This is a genomic window from Microbacterium deferens (assembly GCF_045517775.1).
Classification (GTDB): Bacteria; Actinomycetota; Actinomycetes; order Actinomycetales; family Microbacteriaceae; genus Microbacterium.
The window spans coordinates 24,100-49,983 of the sequence record NZ_JBEUWT010000003.1 but is presented as its reverse complement, the minus strand read 5'-3'; the positions used below and the strand labels follow the sequence as shown (position 1 = coordinate 49,983).

Below are 25,884 nucleotides of genomic sequence, written 5' to 3'. Positions count from 1 at the left end.
CTGGGGGGATGCCGCAAGTCTTGGAGTTCTCCGACGTCGTCGTCCGCCGGAACGCCCGAGAGATCGTGTCGCACCTCGACTGGTCGGTCGACGACGATCAACGCTGGGTGGTCCTCGGACCCAACGGAGCGGGGAAGACCACCCTGCTCCAGCTCGCCGACACGCTGCTGCACCCCACCTCGGGCACGGTCACGATCCTCGGCGAGCAGCTGGGGCGCACCGACGTCTTCGAGTTGCGCCCGCGGATCGGGTTCGCCTCGTCGGCGATGGCTCGCCGCATCCCGCCCGAGGAGTCGGTGCTGAACGTCGTGCTGACCGCGGCGTTCTCCGTGCTCGGGCGCTGGCGCGAGGACTACGAAGACATCGACGAGCGTCGGGCCCTACGCGTGCTGGCCGAGTGGAAGCTCGACCACCTCGCCGACCGCACGTTCGGAACGCTCTCGGATGGGGAGCAGAAGCGCGTCCAGATCGCCCGCGCGGTCATGACCGACCCCGAGCTGCTGCTGCTCGACGAACCGACGGCCAGCCTCGACCTCGGCGCGCGAGAAGAGCTGCTCACGCTGCTGTCCGAGTATGCGCAGGCGCCCACCACGCCCGCGATGGTCATGGTCACCCACCACGTCGAGGAGATCCCCGTCGGCTTCACCCACGTGATGCTGCTGCGCGACGGTGCTGTGGCGGCTGCGGGCCCCATCCCCGAGACGCTGACGTCGGCCAACCTCGAGGCCACATTCGGCGTGCCGATCGTGCTGACCGAAGACGCCGGCCGCTACGCGGCACGTGCCGCGTCCTGACAGTGTTTCGTCGCCCGCCCTCGGGCTGGTAGACTTGGTCGCTGGTGCATTCGCGCCGCCGACTTTGACGGTCCTGGCCAAATCCAGGGCACCTCATCTCAAAGGACCCCCATGAAGACTGACATCCACCCGGACTACCGCGCCGTCGTGTTCCGCGACCTCGGCTCCGGCGAGACCTTCCTCACCCGTTCGACGGTGACCAGCGACAAGACGATCGAGCTCGACGGTGTCGAGTACCCGGTCATCGACGTCGAGATCTCGTCCGCGTCGCACCCGTTCTACACGGGCAAGCAGCGCATCATGGACTCGGCCGGTCGCGTCGAGAAGTTCAACCAGCGCTTCAAGGGCTTCGGCGGCAGCTGAACCCGATCTCCGTGCAACGGCCTCGCTTCGGCGGGGCCGTTTCTCGTTTCACCGGATGGGCCACGACCCGTCGAGGGGCTCGTCGGGGTCGAGGCGGCCGATGCTGACGAAGTACTCGGTCAGGCTCGCCGCCTGCGCGCGTGCCCACGAGATCTGACGCGTGTGCAGTTCTTCGATCGTGGGCGGCAGCCAGGCGGCATAGCGCTCCGCGAGGGCCTGCGCGACACGCCCGGCGGCAACGGCGTCGGCGGATGCTTCGTGGGCGTCGTCGAGGCGCACGCGGTAGTGCTCGGCGACCACCGAGAGGGTGCGCTTGCCGCGACGCCAACGGTCGTAGGCCTTGTCGACCACCAGTGGGTCGATGACGGGTGAGGGGTTCTCGATCGGGGGGATGCCGTGGCGGACGGCTTCGTTCTTCAGGAGCGAGAAGTCGAACGGCGCGTTGTACGCGACGACCGGGATCCCCGCGGTGAACAGCGCGCGCAACGCGTCGACCACCTCGGTGACCACGAGGTGCGCGGGACGCCCGTCGGCGCGCGCCCGCGCCGTCGTGATGCCGTGGATCGCGGCCGCACCCGTGGGGATCTCGACGCCCGGGTCGGCCAGCCAGTCGCGCGCGGCGAGCACCCCGCCCTGCTGGTCGAGGAGGCCGACATGGGCCGTGACGATGCGGTCGGACGTCACGTCGACACCCGTCGTCTCCAGGTCGAAGACCCCGACGACCTGTGCCCATTCCGGAGACCGGAAGAGGGGGAGCGGATCCGGCTGCATGCCTCACACGGTATGCGGCGGCCCGGACATCGCCGCGACGGCACTCCGGGCGGGGGCTGCTCGTAGACTCGACGGGTGCCGAACCCGTATGCCGCCCTTCTCGACCGAGTACCCGCGCGGCGGCACGAGGTCGACGTGCTCGGTGCGACGACGGCCTACTGGGAGTACGGCGCGGCGGACGCTGCGACGACGATCGTCGCCGTCCACGGCTTCCGTGGCGAGCACCACGGCCTCGAGCCGGTCGTCGCCCACCTCGAGGGCTTCCGGGTGATCTCGCCCGACCTGCCCGGGTTCGGAGAGACGCCGCCGATCCCGGATCGTCGCCATGACCTCGTGCTCTACGTGGACTGGCTGTCGTCGTTCGTCGACCGCGTCGCCCCCGGTTCCGTGGTGCTCGGGCACTCGTTCGGTTCCATCGTCTCGGCCGCGGCCGTGGCCGACGGGCTCCAGACCCCGTCTCTCGTGCTGGTCAACCCGATCGGTGCTCCGGCGCTCGAGGGCCCCCGCGGCATCCTGACCCGCCTGGCCGTCTTCTACTACTGGGCCGGCGCACGTCTGCCCGCGCGGCTCGGTGACGCGCTGCTGCGCAACCGGCTGGTCGTTCGGGGGATGAGCCTCGCGATGGTCAAGACGCGCGACAAGGGGCTGCGCCGGTTCGTGCACGAGCAGCACGACGCCTACTTCTCGCGGTTCGCCGATCGCGACGTGCTGCACGATGCGTTCCTGACCTCGGTCTCGAACGATGTTCGGGCCTTCGCGCCGCGCATCGGGACCCGGACGCTCCTGGTGGCGGCCCAGAAGGACGACATCACGCCGATCGAAGCCGAGCGGACCCTGGCGACCCTCTTCGCAGATGCCCAGCTCGTCGAGATCGAGGACGTCGGTCACCTGATCCACTACGAGACGCCGGCGGTCGCCGCCGGCGCGATCACGCGTTTTCTTTCGCCTTCCGACGCCGGTACGCGTTGACGTTCATGCGATTGCCGCAGTTGCCGGTGTCGCAGTAGCGCTTGGACTTGTTCCGCGAGTAATCGATGAACACCGAGGCGCAGTCGTCTGCCTCGCAGACCTGCACCCGGTCGTACTCGTCGGCGCGGATGACGTCGACGAACGCCATCGCGGTCTCGACCAGCACGCGGGTCACGAGCGGCTCCTGGTCGTCGGTGGCGTGGATGTGCCATTGCTCGAACCCGTCGTGCGAGACGAGCTGCGGCAGCGCTCGGCCGTCGCTCAGCATCGCGTTCACGAGCGGCACGGCTCCGTCGCGACCGACGGTCCAGAGGGCGTGCAAACGGGGGCGGATGCTTCGCATGGCCGCGAGTTCCTCCGCGTCGCGCTGCAGGCGCCCCGAGTAGGGGCGCTCGTCGAGGAATCGGTCGAGATCCGTCAGATCGACCAGTCCGTCGATGCCCTCCGACGACCTTTCCGGGGCGGTGTTGACGAGGTCGACGGCGGCCTCGAGGGCGAGCTGGGTGTCATGGATGAAAACCATGTTGACTCCTGACATCGGCAAACGCTAGTGTCACCATCGTAATCACTCGACACTCCTGACAGTCGGAACCCATGACCGCTTCGCTCACCGCTCCCGTTCCGACCGTCCGCGCCACGGGCGCCGGCGGACTGCTCCTCGGCCTCATCTCCGCCGTCGCTTTCGCGTCGAGCGGAGCGGTCATGAAACCGCTGCTGGAGGCGGGCTGGTCGCTGGGAGCGGCGTTGCTCCTGCGTATATCGGGCGCCGCGCTCGTCCTCGCCTACCCGTTCCTTCGGGCGGTTCTCCGCGAGCGCGGCTTCCTCCGTCGCCACTGGCCGCTCATCGTCGGATTCGGACTGACCGGCGTCGCGGGGTGCCAGTTGTTCTACTTCGCGGCCATGCAGCGCATCCCGGTCGGTGTAGCGCTGCTCATCCAGTACTTCGCGCCGGTGCTCCTCGTCGGGCTCGCCTGGCTGCGTACCCGTCGCGCTCCGTCGCGCGTGGTCGTGATCGGGTCGGTCGCCTCGATCGTAGGGCTTCTGCTCATGGTCGACCTGACCGGTGGGTCCTTCGATCTGATCGGCACGCTGTGCGCGCTCGGGGCCGCGGTCTGTCTCGGCGCTTACTTCCTCATCGCGGAGCGCACGGGCGACTCCATCCCGCCCCTGGCCCTGGCCGGCGGCGGGCTCCTGACCGGTGCGCTCCTCCTCGCGATACTCGTCGTCACGGGTGTGCTGCCGTTCGTCGCGCCGCCCGTCGACGTCGTGCTGGCCGGTGTCACCGTGCCCTGGATCGTGCCGGTCGTCTGGGTCGTGCTCATCGCGACGGTGTGCGGATACGCGTTCGGTGTGATCGCCGTGTCGAAGATCGGGTCGCGCCTGGCGTCGTTCGTCGGGCTCACCGAGGCGCTTTTCGCCGGCGCGATCGCCTGGCTGCTCATCGGCGAGGCGCCGACGCTCGTGCAGGCGATCGGCGGCGCGCTGATCCTGGCGGGCGTGGTGTGCGTGAGGCTCGACGCGCGCGGTGCGGGAACGCCGAAGGGGGAGGCGGCTATCGTGCCGGTCGTGCCAGCCCCATGAGCGGCGCGACGCGGTAGGAGATGACCTCGCCCATCGCGAGCGAGGTCTCGGTGCGCTCGACGCCGTCGATCGCGAGGATGCGCGCATCCGTGTCGAAGAGGTGCTGCGCGTCGCGGCACGCGACGCGCACGAGCAGATCGACCTGTCCGCTCAGCCCGTGGGCCTGCAGGACTTCGGGGACGCGGGCGAGCTCGGCCTTGATGCGGGGGAGTTCTGCCTGGCGCACCGTCACGTTGATGAACGCGTCGATCGGGAAACCGAGCGCCTCGGTCGAGAACGTGCGTTCGAACGAGTGGAAGACGCCGGAGCGCTCGAGTCGGCTCATCCGCGTCTGCACGGTGTTGCGCGACAGTCCGAGCCGATCGGCCAGGGCGACGACCGTCGCGCGGGGGTCGTCGACGAGGGCACGGAGCAGCTCGAGATCGACGGAGTCGAGAGCGGTCATGAGCGAAAACGGTAGCAGGGAACGCGGACCCCGCGATCCGCGGGGCGCGTCAGACCGGTGCGGCGACGTAGGACAGCAGCTGCAATCGGTCGCGCTCCACGAGGAACGTGTGCGCGGATCCGTTGGGCAGCCGCTCTCCGGGGATGGGCAGCTCGCCCCCGGTCGCGTGGCGGATCACTTCGCGGATCAGAGCGCCGTGGGCCACCGCGACGAGGGCGGGAGCGGCGGGGGACGTTGCGCGACGCGCATCCTGGACGGCGCGGCGGAGCGTCTCGAGTGCGCGCACGCGCAGGTCGTCCCAGGTCTCGGCTCCGGGGACGTCGGCCGTGTACCAGTCGCCCCACCGGATGCGGAAGTCGGTCGCCGTCATCCCCTCGGCCTCGCCGTAGGCCCGCTCGCGCAGACCGCGGTAGCGCCGGGGCTCGTCGGCGCCGAGCTCTTGGGCGATGAGGTCTGCGGTCTCCGCGGCGCGGAGGAGGTCGCTGGAGGCGACCACGGTCGCAGCATCCGCGTCGATGACCTCTCGGAGGGCCCGTCCTGCCTCCCGGGCCTGCTGCCGTCCGGTGTCGTTGAGGGGGATGTCGGTCGATCCCTGGACGCGTCCGTCGCGGTTCCAGTCGGTCTCGCCGTGGCGCACAAGGGTGAGGATCGTCACCCTTCGAGCCTACCGAGCCGGCGGCCGCAGCAGCTCCGCGAGGGTCGTGAGCACCTCGCTCGCGCCGGCATCGATCTTCACCGTGGCGCGCGCGTCGACCTTGGTCTCGCCGCGGTTGACGATCACCACGGGCAGGCGCCGGCGCCGCGCGCGCTCGACCAGCCGGATACCGGAGTTCACGACCAGCGACGAGCCGGCCACGACCAGGGCGTCGCTCTGCGCGACCAACTGCTCGGCCTCTCGGAACTTCGCCGGCGGGATGTACTCACCGAAGAAGACGACGTCGGGTTTCAGGACCCCGCCGCACACGCTGCAGGAGGGCACGCGGAATCCCTCGACGCTCTCGGGGCGGACGTCGCCGTCAGGGCCGAGGAGGACGTCTTCGTCGATCGTGAGCCAGGGGTTCTCGGCCTCGACCCGCTCGGCCAGATCGCGGCGGTCGAAGACCTGCCCGCACTGCAGGCAGAACACCCGCCGCATCGTCCCGTGCAGCTCGACGACGCGCCTGCTGCCGGCGCGCAGGTGCAGGCCGTCGACGTTCTGGGTGATGACCCCGGCGGCGACGCCGTCATCTTCGAGCTTGGCGAGTGCCCGGTGACCGTCGTTCGGCCTGGCCGCCGCGAACGTCCGCCACCCGAGATGGCTGCCCACCCAGTAGCGGCGGCGTGCGTCCTCGCTCGAGAGGAAGTGCGTGACGGTCATGGGCGTGCGCACGGGTGCGCCCTTGCCGCGGTAGTCGGGGATGCCGGAATCGGTCGAGACGCCGGCCCCGGTGAGCACCGCGATCCTACGGCCGGACAGGGCCTTCACGGCCGCCTCGATCGCCGCGGTCGTCGCCGCATCCGCCTGCGTCTCCGCCGTCATGCGCCCACCTCCGTCACCGATTCGAGTGTAGGCCGCGCGGGCGGGTGTCCGGTCGGTGGCAGAGTGGGGAGGAATCATGCCCATCATCCCCGTCGACGACCCGCGCGATCCGCGCCTGTCGGACTATCGAGACCTGACCGACGTCGCCCTACGGCGAGTGATCGAACCGCAGGGCGGGTTGTACATCGCCGAGTCGGCGAAGGTGCTCGCCCGCGCGTTGCGTGCCGGGCACCGCCCCCGCTCCGTCTTAGTGCAGGAGAAGTGGGTCGCCGAGACCGTCGACATCGTCGACACCGATGCGGTCGACGTCTTCGTGGTGCCGGCCGCCCTCGCCGAGGACGTCACGGGGTACGCCGTTCATCGCGGCGTGCTGGCGGCCATGCACCGCCCGCCCGAACGCCCCGTCGCCGAGGTCGTGCGCGACGCACGGCTCGTCGTCGTGCTCGAGGACATCGTCGATCACACGAACGTCGGCGCGGTGTTCCGCAGCGTCGCCGCGCTCGGCGCGGACGCCGTGCTGGTGTCGGCGCGCTGCGCCGATCCGCTCTACCGACGCAGCGTGCGCGTGAGCATGGGCACGGTGTTCCAGGTGCCGTGGACGCGGCTGCCGGAAGGACCGGCGGCAACGGCCGCCCTCCACGACGCCGGGCTGCACATCGCCGCGCTGGCGCTGTCCGACGGTGCGGTCACGCTCGACGCGTTCGCCGCCGATCGTCCCGAGCGCATCGCGCTGATGCTCGGCGCCGAGGGCGACGGGCTGAGCCGGCGCGCACTGGCCGGGGCCGATACGGTCGTCACCATCCCGATGGGCGGGGGAGTGGACTCCCTCAACGTCGCCGCCGCATCGGCCGTCGCGATCTGGGCGCTGCGCCGTTAGAGCTGGCCGGGCTGTGCGCCGCTGTTCGCGGCATCCGACTCCACCGCGCGGACGAAGATCGGCGTCGGCTCCGGGCGTTTGGCCTGGATCAGATCGCCCGACGACTGGTGCCGCAGCCGCCGCAGCACCCACGGCACGAGGTGCGTGCGGGCCCAGACGAAGTCCTTCTCGCGCGCTTCACGCCAGGTCGTCACGCCCAGCGGATCGGGCTGCATGGGTTGAAGGTCGTTCGGGACGTTCAACGCGCGCAGCACCATCCGGGCCACCTCGTGGTGGCCGAGCGGGTTCATGTGCAGACGGTCGTCGTCGAAGAACCGCATGTCCTGGATCTCCTTGAGACCCCACTGGTCGGCGACGACGCAGTCGTACCTGTCGGCGATGGCGCGGATGTTCTCGTTGTAAATCGCGACCTTTCCGCGGATGTTGCGGAACACCGGGGTGAAGTGCGTGTCGATCCCGGTGAAGACGACGATCGTGGCTCCGCCCGCGGAGAGCCGCACGATGGCGTCTTCGAACTGCTGCGCGACCTGGTCGGGGTCGGTGCCCGGGCGGATCACGTCGTTGCCACCCGCCGAGATCGTGATGAGGTCGGGCTGGAGCGCGAGGGCCGGTTCGATCTGGTCGGCGACGATCTGCGCGATCAGCTTTCCGCGCACCGCGAGGTTGGCGTAGGCGAAGTCATCGACCTGGGTGGCGAGCACCTCCGCGACCCGGTCGGCCCAGCCGCGGTGTCCGCCCGGCACGGGGTCTCCGATGCCCTCGGTGAACGAGTCGCCGAGGGCGACGTACCGGCGCCACGGGTGGGGGCCGGCGTTGTCTTGGTGCAGTTTCTCGGACTCGATCATCAGCAGGACCTCCGTTTCCAGGCTAGCGGGGAGGCCGCACTCCCTCCATCGTCGTCGGCGGAGTCGGATGTCGGCGCGACGACCTATCGTTGATGTTTGCGCTCGACGCATCGGAAAGGAGGAACGTGGAAGACGGAACGCTCACGAACCCTCCCGGAACAGACGAGAACGACCCGCATTTCGGCAGCTTCGCCGCCGAGCACCTCTCTCCCACCTACCCGCAACGCGCCCCCTGGGGCACCGCCCAGCGCCTTCGCGCCTGGCAGGCCGAAGCCCTCGACATCTACTTCGGCGCCGACGGTCCCGACGGGGTCGGAAAGGGACCGCGCGACTTCCTCGCGGCGGCCACCCCCGGCGCCGGCAAGACGACGTTCGCACTGAGGCTCGCCAGTGAGCTGCTGCGTCGCAACGTCGTCGACCGCATCGTCGTCGTCGCGCCCACGGAGCACCTGAAGACGCAGTGGGCGGATGCTGCGGCCCGCGTCTCGATCCGCCTCGACCCGTTCTTCAGCAACCGCCACTCGGTGCCGTCCAGGCAGTACCACGGCGTCGCCGTCACCTACGCGCAGGTCGCGACGAAAGCATCCGTCCATCACGACCTCATCATGAACGCCCGCACCCTCGTCATCCTCGACGAGGTGCACCACGGCGGCGACGCGCTCAGCTGGGGCGATGCGCTTCGCGAGGCCTACGGTCGCGCGACCCGCCGCCTGCTGCTGTCGGGAACACCGTTCCGCAGCGATACCGCGCCGATCCCGTTCGTCGAGTACCACCCCGACGCCAACAACATCCGCATCTCGCGCACCGATTACAGCTACGGCTACAAGCGCGCGCTCGAGGACGGCGTCGTCCGACCGGTGCTCTTCCTGGTCTACGCCGGCTCGATGCGCTGGCGCACGAAGGCCGGCGAAGAGATGGAGGCCCAGCTCGGGCAGGACAACACCAAAGACATCACGTCGCAGGCGTGGCGCACCGCGCTCGACCCCAACGGCGAGTGGATCCCGGCCGTGCTGCGCTCGGCCGATCGCCGACTCACCGAGGTGCGCGAGCAGGTGCCCGACGCGGGCGGGCTCGTCATCGCCACCGACCAGACCGCCGCGCGCGCGTACGCCGCCATCCTCGAGGGGCTGACGGGCGAGGCGCCGACCGTCGTGCTCTCGGACGAGGCGGAGGCGTCATCGCGCATCGAGAGGTTCTCGAACGACGACAGCCGGTGGATGGTCGCCGTGCGCATGGTGTCGGAGGGTGTCGACGTGCCACGTCTGGCGGTGGGCGTCTACGCGACCTCGGCATCGACGCCGCTGTTCTTCGCCCAGGCGATCGGCCGTTTCGTGCGAGCCCGGCGTCGCGGCGAGACGGCGAGCGTGTTCCTGCCCCACGTGCCGAACCTGCTCGCCCTCGCCGGCGAGATGGAGCGCCAGCGCGACCACGCCCTCGACCGCGACAGCGACGGCGACGACTGGAACGCCGAAGAAGACATGATGAACGCCGCCGAGCGCGAGGACAAAGCCTCCGACGCGCTCGAGCAGGAGTTCCAGTTCCAGGCCATGGGCTCGCTCGCGCACTTCGACCGAGTGCTGTTCGACGGCAAGGAGTTCGGCCAGCTGGCTGTTCCCGGAACCCTGGAGGAGGAGGAGTTCCTCGGTATTCCAGGACTGCTCGAACCCGAGCATGTGCACGAGGTGCTGATGGCGCGGCAGGCCAAGCAGGGGCGCCACCGCTCGGCTCGCGAGGCGAAGGAGCGCGAGGCGCCCGCGGGTGACGCGGCCCCCGTCGACGCACCTCCTGCGGCACTTCATCGCACGCTCAAAGAACAGCGGCAACTGCTCAACAGCCTGGTCGGGCTGTACGCGCGCCAGAGCGGCGAGGCCCACGGACTCGTTCACGCGGAGCTGCGGCGCATCTGCGGCGGCCCGGCGGTCTCGCACGCGACCGTGGCGCAGTTGCAGGCGCGCATCGAGGTACTGCGCAAGCGCGTGCACTCCTGAGCCCCCGGTTCGGAGCCCCGAAATGCTGGCAATCCCGGGCTTTCGAGGAGGCGCCGTCGTGCGCGCCGTTAGCGTGAGGTGAGTTTCCGGATGAATGAAGAGGACCGAACGACCGTGACGGCTGCGCCCACTCCCCGAGACCGACGGCGGTGGGCGAGATACCTCGTCGAAGAGCGTGCCGAGGCGAAGATCTACCGACGGCTCGCCGCCCGCCGCTCGGGAGAGGAGCGCGCAATCCTGCTCGCTCTCGCCGATGCCGAGGGGCGTCACGAGGCGCACTGGCTCGAGCTCATCGGCGGCGAACCGGCACGCGTGCCGCGGCCCGGGCTGGGCGGGCGGATGCTGGGATGGATGGCGCAGCGATTCGGTTCGATCTTCGTGCTCGCCCTGGCCCAGAACGCCGAGGCGCGGTCGCCCTACGACGACGAGCCGTACGCGACCGCGGCGATGGCCGCCGACGAGAAGGTGCACCACGAGGTGGTGCGGGGCCTGGCCGCGCGCGGGCGTCGACGGCTCTCGGGCACTTTCCGGGCCGCCGTCTTCGGCGCGAACGACGGACTCGTCTCCAACCTCGCGCTGGTGATGGGGATCGGGGCGACCGGGGTCGCGCCCGGGTTCGTGCTCTTCAGCGGCATCGCGGGTCTTCTCGCCGGCGCCCTGTCGATGGGCGCGGGGGAGTTCGTCTCGGTCCGCTCGCAGCGCGAGCTGCTCGCCTCGACCGAGCCGAGCGATTTCGCCGACGCGGCGATCCCGCACCTCGACATCGACGCGAACGAGCTGGCACTCGTCTACCGCGCACGGGGGATGGATCCCGAGGAGGCTCTCGAGAACGCCCGCCGCGTCGTCGAGGATTCGCGCCGGCCCGGGCTCCCGAACCCGCGCGCCCACGAAGCATCCGGCGAGCACGAGATCGTGGGCGGCGCCTGGGGTGCGTCGATCTCGAGCTTCCTGTTCTTCGCCTCGGGCGCGATCATCCCGGTGCTGCCGTGGATCTTCGGGCTCTCCGGCCTCGCGGCCGTCGTGCTCGCCCTCGCCCTCGTCGGCATCGCGCTGTTCGTCACGGGCGCGATGGTCGGGCTGCTCTCGGGCGGACCACCCCTGCGCCGCGCCCTCCGGCAGCTGCTCATCGGCTACGGCGCCGCCGCCGTCACCTACGCGCTCGGTCTGCTCTTCGGCGTCTCCGCCGGCTGACACACCCACGATCGGCCGAGACGCGCCGCCTGGCGCGATGTCTCGGCCGGTCGTGATGTCTGGGCGCACAACGACGAACGGCCCCCCTGTCGGGGAGCCGTTCGTCATTCTGTGCGCGAGGGGGGACTTGAACCCCCACGCCCTAATACGGGCACTAGCACCTCAAGCTAGCGCGTCTACCTATTCCGCCACCCGCGCAGTGGGTGTTTTTCGGTTTCGCAACCGAGGAACGACACTACCATGCACCGGAACGCACGGCGAACCACGCCGGGCTCCCACGCGCGAATCCACACCCGGGCGGGCGAACCCGCACGGCGGATCGACCCGTCGATGTCGATTCGAGCGGGCCCGTGCGGATTCGCGACGCGCACGCATTGCGCCGAAACAAGACCGACGCGGCGGCGCGATAACCTAGCCCTCATGCCCACGCCTGACGACGGCCTTCCCGAGGTCGCCCGGATCGCCGCGGACCTCATCCGGTTCGACACCTCGAACTTCGGCGGGGGGACGGCGCACGGCGAGCGCGAAGCCGCCGAGTACGTCGGGGCCTACCTCGAGGGGCTCGGGCTGACCACCGAGTACTACGAACCCATTCCGCGACGCACCAACGTCGTCGCGCGGGTGGCGGGGCGCAACCAGGACAAGCCCGCGCTGATCCTGCACGGCCACCTCGACGTCGTTCCGGCGATCGCCGAAGACTGGAGCGTCGACCCGTTCGCGGGCGAGATCCGCGACGGGATGCTGTGGGGCCGGGGCGCCGTCGACATGAAGAACATGAACGCCATGATCCTCACCGCCGTCGCCGACCTGCTGCGCGCGGGCGAGCAGCCCGAACGCGACCTCATCCTGGCGTTCTTCGCCGACGAGGAGAACGGGGGAGTGGAGGGCTCGGCTCTCGTGGTCCGCGATCGTCCCGAGTGGTTCGCCGGCGCCACCGAGGCCATCAGCGAGGTCGGCGGCTACTCGATCTCGTTCGACGACCGCCGCGCCTACCTGCTCCAGGTGGGCGAGAAGGCCCTCATCTGGATGAAGCTCGTCGCCCGGGGTCGTGCCGGCCACGGCAGCAGGCTCCACCCCGACAACGCCGTCACGAAGCTCGCCGAGGCCGTCGCACGTCTGGGCCGGGCCGCCTGGCCGGTGCGCCTCACCGACACGACCACCGAGTTCCTGGATGCGGTCACCCGCCTCACGGGCGATTCCGCCGGGGGCGACCCCGATGCCCTCGCCGAGCGGGCGGGAGCAGCATCCGCCTTCCTCCGCTCGACACTGCGGACGACGACCAACCCGACCGGCCTGACCGCGGGGTACAAGCACAACGTGATCCCCGATCGTGCCGAAGCGCTCATCGACGTGCGTGTGCTCCCGGGCACCGAGGCGGAGTCGCTCGAGGAGATCCGCCACATCGTCGGCGACGAGGTCGACATCGAGATCGTGCACCAGGACATCGGCCTCGAGGTGCCGTTCCGGGGTGACCTGGTGGAGGCGATGGTGTCGTCGCTCGGCCGCCACGACCCCGGCGTCCCCGTGATCCCGTACCTGCTGGGCGCCGGCACCGACAACAAGGCGCTGGCCGCCCTCGGCATCGCCGGCTACGGATTCGCTCCGCTGCGCCTGCCGGCCGACCTCGACTTCACCGGCATGTTCCACGGCGTCGACGAGCGCGTGCCCGTCGACGCACTCGTGTTCGGCCAGCGGGTGCTGACCGACCTCATCCGGACCTACTAGGAGCGCACATGCAGTTCATCGAGGCCATCGTCCTCGGTCTGGTCCAGGGACTGACCGAGTTCTTGCCGATCTCCTCCAGCGCGCACCTGCGCATCGTGGGGGAGTTCCTGCCGTCGGCCACCGATCCGGGGGCGACCTTCACCGCGATCACCCAGATCGGCACCGAACTGGCGGTGTTGCTCTACTTCTGGAAGACGATCGTGCGCATCATCACGCGATGGGCGCAGTCGCTGACGGGGAAGGTGCCGCGCAACGACCCCGATGCGCGCCTGGGCTGGCTGATCATCGTCGGAACGCTGCCGATCGGTGTGCTGGGTTTCGCGTTCCAGAGCGTGATCCGCGACACGTTCCGCAACCTCTGGCTGGTCGCGATCGTGCTCATCGTGTTCGGCCTGCTTCTCGGAGCCGCCGACCGCTGGGGCGCTCGGCGCCGCGAGATGGAGCAGATGACCTTCCCGCACGGCCTCGGCCTCGGCTTCGCGCAGGCTCTCGCACTCGTCCCTGGCGTGTCGCGGTCGGGCGCCACCACCACCCTCGGGCTGGCGCTGGGCTACACACGCCCGGCCGCGGCGGAGTACGCGTTCCTCCTCGCCGTACCCGCCGTGTTCGGCAGCGGCTTCTATGAGCTGTACCAGAGCTTCGAAGCGCCCGGCGGGCCCTACGGTGCCGGTGAGACGGCCATCGCGACGGTGGTCGCCTTCGCCGTCGGACTCGCGGTGATCGCCTTCCTCATGCAGTACATCAAGAAGCGCAGCTTCCTGCCCTTCGTGGTCTACCGCGTGGTGCTCGGCGTGGTGCTGATCGTGCTGCTGTCGACCGGGGTGCTCCAGGCCTACTGATCGTCGAGCTCGGGCACAAGCGTATTCCGGCCGGTTCGTCAAGAGCGGATGTCGTCGGCTTTCGTACGGATAGGTTCGGCGATGGCGCGTGCCACCCGTCGCGACGCCGTGAAGGGCCATCGATGACACCCGACGACGACGCCCCGACCGAGGCGCTGCTGGATGCTCGCTACCAACTGCAGGAGTGCATCGGCGAGGGCGGTATGGCGCGCGTTCATCGCGGCTTCGACCACGCGCTCGGTCGCTCGGTCGCGATCAAGGTCATGCGAGACGGCACCGAGAACGCGTCTGCGCTCGAGCGTGCGCGCGGTGAGATGGGGCTGCTCGCCTCTCTGAGTCATCCCTCACTCGTGACGTTGTTCGATGCGCGGATCGCGCCGGGACGCGTGAGCTACCTCGTCATGGAGCTCGTCGACGGGCCCACCCTCAGCGGCGTGCTGCACGACGGACCACTCGCCCCGCGCGACGCCGCGCGGCTCGTCGTCGAGCTCGCCGATGCTCTCCATGTCGTGCACGCGGCCGGGATCGTGCACCGCGACGTCAAGCCCTCGAACGTGCTCCTTTCGCCTCCCACCCTGCCGGGGCGGCCGCGCCGGGCGCGCCTGGCGGACTTCGGCATCGCCTACCTCGCCGACAGCTCGCGACTGACGACGCCCGGGGTCGTGGTGGGAACCATGGCCTACCTCGCCCCGGAGCAGGTGAAAGGCGAGCCCCCGGCTCCCCCCGCCGACATCTACGCGCTCGGGCTGCTCGTGATCGAAGCGCTCACCGGCCAACGCCCCTTCGGCGCGATCGGCGGCGTCGAGTCCCTCGTCACCCGGGTGACCTCCGCGCCCGAGGTCCCGAGCTCGCTCGGCGACGAATGGGGCGGGCTGCTGCGACGGATGACCGCCCTCGACCCCGCGCAGAGGCCGACCGCATCGGAAGTCGCAACGGCGGCCGCAGCTCTCGAGCTCGTCGAGAATCAGCCGTCGACGGCGGTCACCGCCGTCACGCCGGTCGACACGTCCGTCCCGGCATCCGCGGCGCGGACAACAGAGCTCGAACCGCCTGTCTCTCGCGCTGCGCGTCGACGATCCCGCCGCCCGTTGCACCGGCACGGCCTCGCCATCGCCGGGGGAGCGACCGCGGCCGCCGCGGTGATCGTTCTCGGGGCTTGGCTCTTCGGGGGCCCCGGGGCCGCGGTCCCTTCGCCCGCCGAGACGGTCGCGGTCGATGGCGTCCCCTCCGATGCGCCCACGGCGGAGCCCGATCTGGACGTCGAGACGGTCGAAGCCGAGACGGGTAACGTCCCGGCGGCTCCTGTCGAGAGCGTCGTGGTCGAGCCGCAGCCGAACGAGCCGGAGGCCCCGAGCGGCGATCAGGAGGGCGTCGAGCAACCACCCGGTCCGGACGATGCCGCTCCGGTAGACGCGCCGGGCACCGCACCCGGTGTGTCGAACGGAGCCGACCGTTCGACGGAGGTCGCGGCCGACAACGACCGCAAGGCCGAGCAGCGCGACGCGGCCAAAGCCGCGGCCGAGGCTCAGCGGGCCGCCGAGAAAGCAGCCAAGGAAGAAAGCAGACCCGGGGCGAAGCCGTAACGGCGGGGCGACCCCCGGCTCAGCGTCGGGGTGTGTCGTCCCTGCCGGGTTTCGTCGGTCCGTCGCCGCCTCGGCGCAGGTAGCGCTCGAACTCCTGCGCGATGGCGTCTCCCGACGCCTCGGGCGAGTCCCATGTGTCGCGGGTCTGCTCGAGCTGCCGGATGTAGTCGGTCATCTCCTCGTCGTCGGCCGCGGCCGCGTCGATGGACGCCTCCCACGCGGCGGCGTCGGCGGCGAGGGTTGCGCGCGGCACCTCGGCGCCGGTGACGTCTTCGAGTCGGTCGAGGAGCGCGAGGGTCGCCTTCGGCGAGGGGGTGTGTCCGGCGACGTAGTGGGGGATGCTGGCCCACAGGCTCGCCGACGGGATGCCCGCGGCATCCGCGGCGCTGCCGAGCACCGACAGGATTCCGACGGGCCCCTCGTAGGTGCTGCGCTCGAGACCCAGCTGATCGCGGACGCTCTCGTTGTCGCTGCCCGCGAAGATCGAGATCGGCCGCGTGTGCGGAACGTCCGACATCATCGAGCCCAGCGAGACGAAGCCCGTGATGTCCTCGCGCAGGGCGACGTCGACGAACTCGCTGGCGAACGCCTGCCACGCGCGGGCGGGCTCGACGCCGGTGAGCACCCAGAGCTGCGTCGCGCCGCGCTGGGTGCGGGTGGGCCGGTAGAGCGTGGCCTCGGGCCAGCGCAGGCTCCGCCCGCCGTCGCCGTCGGCGACCATGTGGGGGCGGGTGTACTGGTAATCGAAGTACAGCTCGGGGTCGGCGGAGAAGACGGGCTCGTACTCGCCCTGTTCGCGCAGGAGCGAGACGGCGGCGGATGCCGCTTCGCCCGCGTCGTTCCATCCGTCGAACGCGCAGACGATGATTCGGCGACCCAGTGCTTCCACGCAACCTCCTCTGCCGGGACGGGATGCATCAAGGATAGGTGCTTCTCCCGTCGGAGCGGCCCGCGGACCCGAGTGCGAGGGTCGTCACGGTTACGATGGACGGATGACCAGAACCATGCCCGCGGCCGTCCTGTGGGACATGGACGGCACGCTCGTCGATACCGAGCCGTACTGGATGGCGGCCGAGACGCCGCTTGTGGAGAGCTACGGCGGAACCTGGTCGCACGAGCAGGCGCTGGGCCTCGTCGGCCTGGGCCTCGAAGACTCCGCGCGGATCTTCCAGGCCGCCGGGGTACGTATGAGCGTCACGGAGATCATCGATCACCTGACCGACTCGGTCATGGCGCGCCTCGCCGAGACCGGTGTGCCCTTCCGCCCGGGCGCGCGCGAGTTGCTCGCCGACCTCAAGGCGCAGGGCGTGAAGACCGCCCTCGTGACCATGTCCATGCGGCGGATGGCCGATACGGTCGTCGACCTGATCGACTTCGATGCCTTCGACGTCGTCATCGCGGGCGATGACGCCCGCCGCCCGAAGCCCTTCCCCGACCCCTACCTCCAGGCGTGCGAAGCGCTCGGAGTCGACGTCGCCGACGCGGTCGCGATCGAGGACTCCCCGAACGGCCTGCGATCGGCCGTGGCGAGCGGAGCCGTCAGCCTGGGCGTTCCCCTGATGCTGCCGCTCGAGGGCGTGGGTGCGCACGAGCTGTGGCCGAGTCTCGAGGGCCGCACCGCGGCCGATCTCGCCGCCCTGCACACCGCCCACGCGCGAGCGGTGGACGCACGATGAGCGAGATTCCCCGGCTGAGCGGCCCCTTCCGCGTCGGTGATCGTGTGCAGCTGACGGGCCCCAAGGGCCGACTGTCGACCATCACCCTCCGCGACGGCGGAGAACTCCACACGCACCACGGCGTGCTCCGTCACGAGGCGCTCGTCGGGCAGCCCGACGGGAGCGTGGTGGTGAACAGCTCCGGTCACGAGTACCTCGCGCTCCGGCCGCTCCTGCGCGACTTCGTGATGTCGATGCCCCGCGGTGCCGCGATCGTCTACCCGAAGGATGCCGCGCAGATCCTCTCCCAGGCCGATATCTTCCCCGGCGCCGTCGTCGTCGAGGCGGGCGTCGGTTCGGGGGCGCTCTCGCTCTGGCTCCTGCGGGCGATCGGAGCGACCGGCCGGCTCGTCTCGTTCGAACGCCGCGAGGAGTTCGCCGAGGTCGCCCGGGCCAACGTCGAAACTTACGTCGGAGAGTCTCCGGCGACGTGGGACGTCGTCGTCGGCGATCTCGTCGAGGCCCTCCCCGAGGCCGTCGCCCCCGCGTCGGTCGACCGCGTGGTGCTCGACATGCTCGCGCCGTGGGAGTGCATCGACGTCGTCGCCGATGCCCTGACACCGGGCGGCGTCGTGCTCTGCTACGTCGCGACCGCGACCCAGCTCAGCCGCGTGGCCGAGTTCATCCGCGCGACGGGCCTGTTCACCGAGCCCGACGCGAACGAGACGATGGTGCGCGGGTGGCACGTCGAGGGCCTCGCGGTTCGTCCAGACCACCGCATGATCGCCCACACCGGATTCCTCCTCACCGCGCGCCGCTTGGCGCCGGGCGCCGTAGCTCCCGAGCAGAAGCGGCGGGCGTCGAAGTCGCGCTACGGCGACGAAGACGTCGAACTGTGGACCCCGGGCGCGGTCGGCGACCGCCAGATCACCGACAAGAATCTCCGCAAGCGGGTGCGCGAGGCGCAGAAGGCGGCCGACGGTGTGCGGCAGGCGGGGCAGGATGCTGCGGAGTCGAACCCGTAGACTGTCCCGGTGCGCAGAATCCCGGTAATCGTCGCTGTGACCGCCCTCGCTGCGGCGGGTCTCGTCGGCTGTGCGTCGACCTCTGTCGACGACTCGTGCCCGCGTCCGTCCTCGTCGTCGACGACGTCCGACCTGATCGACGTCTCGGGTGCCGTCGACACCGCGCCCGACATCGAGGTCCGCACCCCCTTCCACGTCGCCGAGACGACGTCGTACGACCTCGAGACCGGTGACGGGCCGCAGATCACGACCGACTCCCAGCTCGTGGTGCTCGATCTCTCCCTCGTCAGCGGCGAGACCGGTCAGCCGCTCGTGGCGACCTCGTACAACGGTGACACCAGCCGTCCGTTGAGCCTGACGCAGTGGGCGCAGACGTTCCCGCAGTTCGGTGACGCGTTGATGTGCGCGAGCGAAGGCTCGCGTGTCGTCGTCGCGCTGTCGGCGGACGGCATCTCGCCCGACGCCGTGGCGGGCCTCGGACTCGAGGACGGGGAGTCGGCGGTCGCCGTGGTGGACGTCCGCAAGGTGTACCTGCCCAAGGCCGACGGCGCCGACCAGTACAACGACGCCCGCGGCCTTCCCACCGTCGTCCGCGCGCCCGACGGCCGCCCGGGCATCATCGTCCCCGACGCCGATGCGCCGACCGAGCCCGTCGTCCAGGTGCTGAAGAAGGGCGACGGCGCCGAGGTCAACGACGACGACAGTGTGCTGTTCGCTTTCACCTCGGTCGACTGGGACGACCCGAAGACGACCGTCAACACCACCTGGGATTCCGAGCCGCTGCGCCAGACGCTCGACGCGCTGCCGCCGGTGATCGCCGATGCGCTGCGCGGTCAGCCGGCCGGTTCGCAGCTGATGGTGGTCCAGCCCGCGGGCGATGCAGACGCCGCGCAGGCTCAGCCTGCGATCGTCTACGTGATCGACGTCCTCGGAGTGGGCTAGAGCCCCCGCCGGTCCGACCGCTCCGGTCAGACCGTCAGCGACGTGAAACCACCCGCGACGAGTTCGACCTGCCGCGGGGCGTCGCCGGTGAAGTCGGTCGTGCCGAGGTCGACCGCCATCGGAGTCGGGTTCGCCTGCGTGCGCACGATGTAGCGACGCGCGGTGAGACTCGAGATGCTCGACCACTTCGTCTGGTCGTCCTGCTCGATACCGGTGCCGCTGATGCCGCTCATCATGCCGACGGGGATGTCGAAGTTGTTGAGTGCGTGCAGGCTGAGCTGTTCCAGGGCGTCGGCGTCGTCGGGTGACTGCAGCGTCATGACGTAGGCGGTGGCGCGCAGGAACCGTCCGGCGCTGCCGGAGTCACCCGGCAGCCCGATGAAGCCCTGCCCCTGGGAGAGGGGAGCGAACTCCACGCCGCGGATGGCCACCGGCGCAGGATTGGCCGCGGTGAGGCGGGGGAGCCAGTTGCGCACGTTCTCGTGGTGCCAATCGAGGTACGGGGCGTTCGTCGCGACGCCGAGGGGATTGTCGCGACGCTGCTGCGCTCCGTCCTCGAACTCGATGACCCCGGCGGCGCCCGTGGCGTCGTGCAGCACGAGGTGCAGCGGCGGCACGCCCTGAATCAGGGGGTTGTCGCGCCCCCACACGCGGATACCGGCGAAGGCGTCGAAGACCTCTGCGACCGTCGCACACGTCGTGAGAGCGAAGACGACGGCGTCCAGCACGTCGAGCGTCGTCGACGCATCATCGCCCGGCTCCTCGTACGAGGCGAATCCGGGCATGTAGAGGGCCCCGGCGTACAGGCCCTTCTCGTTCATGCCGTCGGTCAGCAGCTGCGGTGTGCCGACGGCGTCCATCCCGACGACGCCGTACCGGCTGGTCCACGAGACACCGTCCGCGGCAGGAGCCGTCGACGTCAGTGCGAGCCCGCGGGGGATCACGGTCAGCCGGGCCCCGAGCATGTCGGGGAACTCCATCGTCCTCGCCACGCAGACGCTGCCGTCCGTGGCCCGCAGTTGGAAACTCGTGCACATGTCCCGACCCCTCCCCGCGCGCACCCGCCTGGTGCATTCGGGCGTCAGGCTACACCTCGGCGGCCACCGGAAACCCTCCCGCCCGTAGGATGAAGACGTGCCCTCGCCCGCCTCGAAGAACGCCCCGGAAGAGCGCCTCGTCAATCTCGTGGTCGCTCTCATGGCCACCGAGCAGGGGCTGACCAAAGACACCATCCTGTCTTCGGTCGCGGGCTATCGGGAGCAGTCCGAGGCAGGCGCGTCGCGTGACGCGCTCGAGAAGATGTTCGAACGAGACAAAGAGAACCTCCGCGGGCTCGGGGTGCCCATCGAGACGATCGGCGACTACGCCGATCCCGACGACCTCCGCGAGGCCCGGTACCGCGTTCCGACGGCGGAGTACGAGCTGCCGGACGATATCGAGTTCACCCCCGCCGAGGTCGCTCTGCTCAATCTCGCCGGGGGCGTGTGGGGTTCGGAGTCGCTCTCGGCCGACGCCCGCAGCGGCCTGCGGAAGATCCGGGCGCTGGGCATCGAGGTCGACGAGCCGATCATCGGCTACGCGCCGCGGATCAGTCTGCGCGACGCCTCGTTCCCACCCCTGCAGCGCGCGATCGAGCTGAGCCGCGCGGTGGAGTTCTCCTACCTGCGTCCCGGTGAGGAGACCGCCCGGGTTCGCCGCATCCGTCCTCTCGCCCTCGTCGAGTACGAGGCGCGCTGGCACGTGTTCGGAATCGATCTGGGCGTGGAGGCCGAGCGCACGTTCCTTCTCTCGCGCATCGTCGGCGATGTCGTCGTCACGAAGGAGTCGTTCGACCCCACGCTTCGCGCCGACGCGGGGGAGCGTGGTCTGGCCGGACTCCGCGAGCTCGCTTCGCGCCAGAGCGCGCTGCTGGCCGTGCACCCCGGAACCGAGGCCGCGCTGCGGCTGCGCCGTCGCGCGAGCACGGAGGGGCAGGAGATCCGCGTTCCCTACGTCGACGTGCACGTCTTCGCCGATGAGATCGCGTCGTACGGACCCGAGGTGCGCGTGGTCGAGCCCGCCGAGCTGCGCGACGAGGTCATCCGGCGGCTCGAAGCGACACTCGCGCTGCACGGAGGACCATCATGAGCGCGCGCCCGCTGGTCGCGACCGATAGGGCCGCCCTCATTCTGCAGCTCGTTCCCTACCTCGTGGGCAAGGGCGAGGTGTCGATCGCCGAGGCGGCGGACGAGTTCGACGTCACCCCCGACCAGATGCGGGGGATGGTCGAGAAGCTCACCGTCATCGGTCTCCCGGGCGACGGCGGCTTCTGGCAGCTGCCCCACGACCTCTTCGACATCAACTGGGACCTGCTCGACGAACGCGACCTCATCGTCATCACCAACACGGTCGGACTCGAGCGCTCTCCGAAGCTCAGCGCGCGAGAGGCGGCTGCGCTCCTCGCCGGACTCCAGCTCGCCCGCACTCTGCCGGGTGTGGGCGACAGCCCCCTCGTCACGGAGCTGCTCGCCAAGTTGTCCCGCGGTGCGGCGACGGCCCCCGCCGACGTGATCGTTGCGCCCGGCCCCGTCGACGGGGTGCGCGACGTGGTCGCCGACGCCCTGCGCCGGGGCGTCGCGGTCTCGTTCACGTATCGCGCTCCGGATGCTGCGGCCACCACGCGCACGGTCGACCCCGTGAAGGTGCACATCGCGAGTGGCCAGTGGTATCTGCAGGGGTGGTGCCATCTTCGCGAGGCGGTGCGCACCTTCCACCTGGAGCGGGTGAGCGATGTGGCTCTGACCAACATCCCCATCACGCACGGCGGTGAGCCGGTGCCGGCGCTGTTCGAACCCGGCGAGAACGACCCGGTCGCGCGCGTGCGGTACGACCCGGCCGTCGCGCCCCTGCTCGGCGTCTACCTGGAGCGCGCCGTCGTCGACGAGTCGGGCGAGAAGCCGGTCGCCACGGTTCGCGTTGCCGACGAGCACAGCCTGAAGCGTCTCGCCGCCCGCCGGGGCGGCCAGGTCGAGATCCTCGAACCCCTCGCCGCCCGACGGGCGGCCGCCGCATGGGCGCAGGCCGCGCTGACGCAGTATCGTGACGCGCACGACGCATAGGCGACCCACAGTCGCGCCATCGGCCTGAGCGCGGTCGGCGGGGTTAGACTGGCCACGCACCTCGAGAAGGGAACAATCATGGCCGGTCTTACAGGATGGCACCTCCTGATCGTTCTCGCGGTCATCCTCCTCCTCTTCGGAGCCGCGAAGCTCCCCGCCCTGGCGAAGAGCATGGGCCAGTCTGCCCGCGTCTTCCGCAGCGAGATCAAAGAGATGAAGAAGGAAGACGCCGCCGACCCGACCACCGCCTCGCCGGTCGTCGCACCGGAGGTTCGCGATGCGTCCCACATCGCGGCCGATCCCGCGCGCGGTACCGCCGACCCCAAGCCCTGACCCGTCGTGGTGACGACCGAGCCCCCTCGCGTGGGAGGGCGTGAGCCGCGGCGCGATCGACGCATGTCGCTCGGCCAGCACCTGGTCGAGTTGCGCAGGCGGCTGATGATCGCCGCTCTCGCCCTCGTCATCGGGATGGTCGTCGCCTTCTTCATCACCGGACCGGTGATCGACGTGCTCACCGAGCCCATCCGCATCGTGGCGGAGCAGCGGGGCACAGATCTCGTAGCGCTCAACTTCGCGGGCGTGACCTCCGGTTTCGATCTGCGCATGCGGATCGCCTTCGCGCTGGGCCTCCTGCTGTCGGCGCCCATCTGGCTCTGGCAGATCTGGGCGTTCATCATGCCCGGGCTCACCCGCTCCGAGGTGCGCTACACGATCGGCTTCGTCGCCGCCGCCGTGCCGCTGTTCTTCGGCGGCTGCGTGGTGGGGGTGTTCATCATGCCCCACATCATCGAGCTGATGGCCACGTTCGTGCCCGAGCAGGGGGCGCAGCTGTTCGAGGCGGCGAACTACTACGACTTCGTCTTCAAGCTGCTCATCTTCATCGGGGTCGCGTTCGTGCTCCCCGTCTTCCTCGTCGCGCTCAACTTCGCCGGCGTGATGAGTGGAATGGCGATCCTGAAGGGATGGCGCGTCGCCATCCTCGTCGCGACGATCTTCTCGGCCCTGGCCACGCCCGCGGCCGACGTCGTCAGCATGCTCGGCCTCGCCGGCATCCTCATCGTGCTCTACCTCGCCGCGGCGGGTCTGACCCTGTTGCTCGACCGTCGCCGCAGGAAGCGCCAGGAGACCCTGCTCCCTCCGGAAGCCACCGCGTGAGTTCGCTCAGCCCGGCCGAGCGATTCGCTCGGGCGTCCGAGCGCGTGAGCCACCCGCGGACGGCGGACTTCGCCGCATCCCAGCGGTTCGACCTCGACGGCTTCCAGATCGCCGGGTGCCAAGCGTTGGAGGAGGGGCGGAGCGTGCTGGTGGCCGCCCCTACCGGCGCCGGCAAGACGATCGTCGGCGAGTTCGCGATCCATCTCGCGATGCTCGAGCCGGGTGAGAAGGCGTTCTACACGACGCCGATGAAGGCGCTGTCGAACCAGAAGTTCCGTGAGCTCGTCGACGTCTACGGGGCCGATGAGGTCGGCCTCCTCACCGGCGACACCAACATCAACGGGTCGGCGCGCATCGTCGTGATGACGACCGAGGTGCTGCGCAACATGCTCTACGCCGACTCGGGCGCGCTCCGGGGCCTGCGCTACGTGATCATGGACGAGGTCCACTACCTCGCCGACCGGTTCCGCGGCGCGGTGTGGGAGGAAGTCATCATCCACCTCCCGCCGAGCGTGCGACTGGTGTCGCTGTCGGCGACGGTGTCGAACGCCGAGGAGTTCGGCGACTGGCTCGACACGGTGCGCGGCGACACGGCGGTCATCGTCTCCGAGACGCGTCCCGTGCCGCTCGAGCAGCACGTGCTCGTGCGGGGCGATCTGCTGCCGCTCTTCGACGATCGAGCCGGGGTCGCGACCGCGCAGGTGAATCAGGAGCTGCTGCGCATGCGCTCCGCGGGGGGAACGACGTACGAGAACAACCGGCGCTCCCAGGCCGGTCGCAGCTCGGGCCGCGCGGGCTACGCGGCGCAGCGCGGACGTTCGTCACAGCGCGGCGCGCGCCCGATCGGAAACACCCACGCGCAGCGCATCGAGAGACTCGACCGTCCGGACGTGGTCGCTCTCCTCGAGCGCGCCAACCTCCTCCCCGCGATCTTCTTCATCTTCAGTCGCGTCGGCTGCGACGCCGCGGTGCAGCAGGTGCGCCGCTCGGGTCTGCGATTGACCACTCCCGAGGAGCGCGACGAGATCCGCCGTGTGGTCGAGGAACGCACCCGCAGTCTCCTCGAGGAAGACCTGGCCGTGCTCGGCTTCTGGGACTGGCGCGAGAACCTCGAGCGCGGCGTCGCCGCCCACCACGCGGGCCTCCTCCCGGCGTTCAAGGAGGTCGTGGAGGAGCTCTTCCAGCGCAAGCTCGTCAAGGCCGTCTTCGCCACCGAGACGCTCGCGCTCGGCATCAACATGCCCGCACGCACCGTCGTGCTCGAGAAGCTCGAGAAGTTCAACGGCGAGGCACGTGTCGCCATCACGTCGGGGGAGTACACGCAGCTGACCGGGCGCGCCGGTCGCCGCGGCATCGACGTGGAGGGTCACGCCGTCATCCAGTGGACCGCGGCGTTGGAGCCGCAGTCGGTGGCGGCGCTCGCCTCACGTCGCACCTACCCGCTGAACTCGAGCTTCCGGCCGACGTACAACATGGCCGTGAATCTCATCGACCAGTTCGGACGTGCGCGATCGCGCGAGATCCTCGAGTCCTCGTTCGCTCAGTTCCAGGCCGATCGCGCGGTCGTCGGGCTCGCCCGCCAGGTGCGCGACGCCGACGAATCGCTCGCCGGGTACGAGAAGGCGATGACCTGCGATCGGGGCGACTTCCGCGAATACTCCGAGATCCGGCGCCAGCTCGCCGACCTCGAGAAGCTCAACCGTCGCGACGCGACCGCCTCGCGCGCGACGCGCGAACAACGGCAGCGGGAGCTGTCGAGCCTGCGCAAGCGCATGCAGCGCCACCCCGCGCATTCCTGTCCCGACCGCGAGAATCACGCCCGGTGGGCGGAGCGGTACTGGAAGCTGAAGCGCAGCACCGACAAGATCCGACGCCAGATCGAGCAGCGCACCGGCACGGTCGCGCGCATCTTCGACCGCGTCGTCGACGTGCTCGGCGCCCTCGATTACGTCGCCGAGCGCGACGGGGTTACGACCCTGACGCCGGCCGGCCGGACGATGCGACGCATCTACGGCGAACGCGACCTGCTGATCGCGGAGTGCTTGCGTCGAGGTCTGTGGAAGGAGCTGGATGCGGCGGCTCTGGCGGCGCTGGCATGCAGCCTGGTCTATGAACCCCGCCGAGACGACGCCGGGCCAGGCGAACACGGCCTGCCGCGGGGGGCGTTCCGGGCGGTGCTGTCCGACACCGAGACGCTCTGGCAGCAGCTCGACGATCTCGAACGCGATCACCATCTTCCGGGTACCGAGCCGATCTCGGCGGGCCTCGCCTCCGCGATGCACTCCTGGGCTCGCGGTCTTCCGTTGGATCGCGTTCTGGCCGACGCCGACATGGCGGCGGGGGACTTCGTACGCTGGTCGAAGCAGACCATCGATCTGCTCGACCAGATCTCGCTCGTCGCCGAGCCCGGCCTCGCGGGAACGGCCCGCAAGGCCCTCGACGCGGTGCGCCGCGGCATCGTCGCGTATGCGACGGTGTGACGCGCCGCAGCGAGCGCTCAGGTGCGGAGATCTAGGGTG

26 protein-coding genes and 1 tRNA gene are annotated in these 25,884 nt (G+C 70.2%); 18 read left to right on the top strand and 9 right to left on the bottom strand.

Annotated features, from left to right (window positions below; translation table 11 throughout):
* Positions 1–8: 8 nt before the first annotated feature.
* Positions 9–794 (top strand): ABC transporter ATP-binding protein, encoded by a 786-nt coding sequence (locus ABTU82_RS12425; RefSeq protein WP_116646691.1) that lies wholly within the window; start codon positions 9–11, stop codon positions 792–794.
* Positions 795–905: 111 nt separating this feature from the next.
* Positions 906–1,157: a type B 50S ribosomal protein L31 gene (locus tag ABTU82_RS12420; protein ID WP_116646690.1), complete on the top strand. Its 252-nt coding sequence runs from the start codon at positions 906–908 to the stop codon at positions 1,155–1,157.
* A gap of 48 nt (positions 1,158–1,205) precedes the next feature.
* Here ABTU82_RS12420 and ABTU82_RS12415 read toward each other — a convergent pair whose 3' ends face one another.
* Entirely contained in the window at positions 1,206–1,928 is a 723-nt protein-coding gene (locus ABTU82_RS12415; protein WP_407173695.1) for a 3'-5' exonuclease, read from the bottom strand.
* A 75-nt stretch (positions 1,929–2,003) separates the two neighbouring features.
* Between ABTU82_RS12415 and ABTU82_RS12410 the strand changes: the two genes are divergently transcribed.
* Entirely contained in the window at positions 2,004–2,897 is an 894-nt protein-coding gene (locus ABTU82_RS12410) for an alpha/beta fold hydrolase (RefSeq protein ID WP_407173694.1), read from the top strand.
* On the opposite strand, the gene ABTU82_RS12405 is transcribed toward ABTU82_RS12410, so the two are convergent.
* Positions 2,857–3,420: a CGNR zinc finger domain-containing protein gene (locus tag ABTU82_RS12405; protein WP_116646687.1), complete on the bottom strand. Its 564-nt coding sequence runs from the start codon at positions 3,418–3,420 to the stop codon at positions 2,857–2,859. The two genes, ABTU82_RS12410 and ABTU82_RS12405, sit on opposite strands and share 41 nt — an antisense overlap.
* A 71-nt stretch (positions 3,421–3,491) precedes the next feature.
* On the opposite strand from ABTU82_RS12405, the gene ABTU82_RS12400 reads away from it, so the two are divergent.
* A complete protein-coding gene (locus tag ABTU82_RS12400; protein ID WP_407173693.1) occupies positions 3,492–4,478 on the top strand; it encodes an EamA family transporter in 987 nt (328 codons plus the stop codon).
* Here the strand turns inward: ABTU82_RS12400 and ABTU82_RS12395 are convergent.
* Genes ABTU82_RS12395 through ABTU82_RS12385 form a run of 3 tightly spaced genes read right to left on the bottom strand, consistent with a single transcriptional unit; the run spans position 4,450 to position 6,442 of the window.
* Positions 4,450–4,923 (bottom strand): Lrp/AsnC family transcriptional regulator, encoded by a 474-nt coding sequence (locus ABTU82_RS12395; RefSeq protein WP_116646685.1) that lies wholly within the window; start codon positions 4,921–4,923, stop codon positions 4,450–4,452. The genes ABTU82_RS12400 and ABTU82_RS12395 overlap by 29 nt on opposite strands.
* A 49-nt stretch (positions 4,924–4,972) precedes the next feature.
* Positions 4,973–5,578, bottom strand: a complete 606-nt coding sequence (locus ABTU82_RS12390) for a histidine phosphatase family protein (protein WP_407173692.1) — start codon at positions 5,576–5,578, stop codon at positions 4,973–4,975.
* A 9-nt stretch (positions 5,579–5,587) separates the two neighbouring features.
* The gene (locus ABTU82_RS12385; RefSeq protein ID WP_116646683.1) at positions 5,588–6,442 is read right to left on the bottom strand and encodes a Sir2 family NAD-dependent protein deacetylase; all 855 of its coding nucleotides are present in this window, start codon (positions 6,440–6,442) and stop codon (positions 5,588–5,590) included.
* A 76-nt stretch (positions 6,443–6,518) separates the two neighbouring features.
* On the opposite strand from ABTU82_RS12385, the gene ABTU82_RS12380 reads away from it, so the two are divergent.
* Positions 6,519–7,319, top strand: a complete 801-nt coding sequence (locus tag ABTU82_RS12380; RefSeq protein ID WP_116646682.1) for a TrmH family RNA methyltransferase — start codon at positions 6,519–6,521, stop codon at positions 7,317–7,319.
* Here ABTU82_RS12380 and ABTU82_RS12375 read toward each other — a convergent pair.
* Entirely contained in the window at positions 7,316–8,164 is an 849-nt protein-coding gene (locus ABTU82_RS12375; RefSeq protein WP_116646681.1) for an SGNH/GDSL hydrolase family protein, read from the bottom strand. The genes ABTU82_RS12380 and ABTU82_RS12375 overlap by 4 nt on opposite strands.
* Before the next feature lie 125 nt (positions 8,165–8,289).
* Here ABTU82_RS12375 and ABTU82_RS12370 point away from each other — a divergent pair, with 125 nt between their 5' ends.
* Both ABTU82_RS12370 and ABTU82_RS12365 read left to right on the top strand, forming a co-directional pair.
* Complete coding sequence (locus tag ABTU82_RS12370; protein WP_240606797.1) at positions 8,290–10,152, top strand: DEAD/DEAH box helicase; 1,863 nt, start codon at positions 8,290–8,292, stop codon at positions 10,150–10,152.
* A gap of 90 nt (positions 10,153–10,242) precedes the next feature.
* Complete coding sequence (locus ABTU82_RS12365) at positions 10,243–11,343, top strand: VIT1/CCC1 transporter family protein (protein WP_407173691.1); 1,101 nt, start codon at positions 10,243–10,245, stop codon at positions 11,341–11,343.
* A gap of 112 nt (positions 11,344–11,455) precedes the next feature.
* Here the strand turns inward: ABTU82_RS12365 and ABTU82_RS12360 are convergent.
* Positions 11,456–11,541: transfer RNA gene (locus tag ABTU82_RS12360), tRNA-Leu, on the bottom strand.
* 222 nt (positions 11,542–11,763) lie between these two features.
* Between ABTU82_RS12360 and ABTU82_RS12355 the strand changes: the two genes are divergently transcribed.
* The 3 genes from ABTU82_RS12355 to ABTU82_RS12345 all read left to right on the top strand — a co-directional run bounded on the left by ABTU82_RS12355 (position 11,764) and on the right by ABTU82_RS12345 (position 15,490).
* Positions 11,764–13,068, top strand: coding sequence for a M20/M25/M40 family metallo-hydrolase (locus ABTU82_RS12355; protein ID WP_116646678.1), 1,305 nt, complete (start codon positions 11,764–11,766; stop codon positions 13,066–13,068).
* Positions 13,069–13,076: 8 nt separating this feature from the next.
* Positions 13,077–13,907, top strand: coding sequence for an undecaprenyl-diphosphate phosphatase (locus tag ABTU82_RS12350; RefSeq protein ID WP_407173690.1), 831 nt, complete (start codon positions 13,077–13,079; stop codon positions 13,905–13,907).
* Positions 13,908–14,029: 122 nt separating this feature from the next.
* Complete coding sequence (locus ABTU82_RS12345) at positions 14,030–15,490, top strand: serine/threonine-protein kinase (protein WP_407173689.1); 1,461 nt, start codon at positions 14,030–14,032, stop codon at positions 15,488–15,490.
* A gap of 19 nt (positions 15,491–15,509) precedes the next feature.
* Here the strand turns inward: ABTU82_RS12345 and ABTU82_RS12340 are convergent, their stop codons facing one another.
* Complete coding sequence (locus tag ABTU82_RS12340; RefSeq protein ID WP_116646675.1) at positions 15,510–16,379, bottom strand: PAC2 family protein; 870 nt, start codon at positions 16,377–16,379, stop codon at positions 15,510–15,512.
* A gap of 103 nt (positions 16,380–16,482) precedes the next feature.
* On the opposite strand from ABTU82_RS12340, the gene ABTU82_RS12335 reads away from it, so the two are divergent.
* The 3 genes from ABTU82_RS12335 to ABTU82_RS12325 are packed head-to-tail and all read left to right on the top strand — an operon-like array spanning position 16,483 to position 19,112.
* A complete protein-coding gene (locus tag ABTU82_RS12335) occupies positions 16,483–17,166 on the top strand; it encodes an HAD family hydrolase (RefSeq protein ID WP_116646674.1) in 684 nt (227 codons plus the stop codon).
* Positions 17,163–18,170 carry a tRNA (adenine-N1)-methyltransferase gene (locus tag ABTU82_RS12330; RefSeq protein WP_407173688.1) on the top strand — a complete coding sequence of 336 codons (1,008 nt, stop codon included), beginning with the start codon at positions 17,163–17,165 and terminating at the stop codon, positions 18,168–18,170. Before ABTU82_RS12335 ends, ABTU82_RS12330 begins: the two co-directional genes overlap by 4 nt.
* 9 nt (positions 18,171–18,179) lie before the next feature.
* Positions 18,180–19,112 (top strand): FKBP-type peptidyl-prolyl cis-trans isomerase, encoded by a 933-nt coding sequence (locus ABTU82_RS12325; protein WP_133241698.1) that lies wholly within the window; start codon positions 18,180–18,182, stop codon positions 19,110–19,112.
* A gap of 26 nt (positions 19,113–19,138) precedes the next feature.
* Here the strand turns inward: ABTU82_RS12325 and ABTU82_RS12320 are convergent, their stop codons facing one another.
* On the bottom strand, positions 19,139–20,149 hold the full coding sequence (locus tag ABTU82_RS12320) for a linear amide C-N hydrolase (protein ID WP_407173687.1): 1,011 nt from the start codon (positions 20,147–20,149) through the stop codon (positions 19,139–19,141).
* A gap of 97 nt (positions 20,150–20,246) precedes the next feature.
* Here ABTU82_RS12320 and ABTU82_RS12315 point away from each other — a divergent pair, with 97 nt between their 5' ends.
* From ABTU82_RS12315 to ABTU82_RS12295, 5 genes are all read left to right on the top strand, one after another.
* Positions 20,247–21,239 (top strand): helix-turn-helix transcriptional regulator, encoded by a 993-nt coding sequence (locus tag ABTU82_RS12315; protein WP_116646836.1) that lies wholly within the window; start codon positions 20,247–20,249, stop codon positions 21,237–21,239.
* Complete coding sequence (locus ABTU82_RS12310) at positions 21,236–22,210, top strand: helix-turn-helix transcriptional regulator (protein ID WP_407173686.1); 975 nt, start codon at positions 21,236–21,238, stop codon at positions 22,208–22,210. The genes ABTU82_RS12315 and ABTU82_RS12310 overlap by 4 nt, the downstream gene beginning before the upstream one ends.
* Before the next feature lie 75 nt (positions 22,211–22,285).
* A complete protein-coding gene (gene tatA / locus ABTU82_RS12305; RefSeq protein WP_407173859.1) occupies positions 22,286–22,543 on the top strand; it encodes a Sec-independent protein translocase subunit TatA in 258 nt (85 codons plus the stop codon).
* Positions 22,544–22,606: 63 nt separating this feature from the next.
* Complete coding sequence (gene tatC, locus ABTU82_RS12300) at positions 22,607–23,365, top strand: twin-arginine translocase subunit TatC (RefSeq protein WP_407173685.1); 759 nt, start codon at positions 22,607–22,609, stop codon at positions 23,363–23,365.
* Positions 23,362–25,845, top strand: a complete 2,484-nt coding sequence (locus ABTU82_RS12295; protein ID WP_407173684.1) for a DEAD/DEAH box helicase — start codon at positions 23,362–23,364, stop codon at positions 25,843–25,845. Before tatC ends, ABTU82_RS12295 begins: the two co-directional genes overlap by 4 nt.
* Positions 25,846–25,884: the final 39 nt, after the last annotated feature.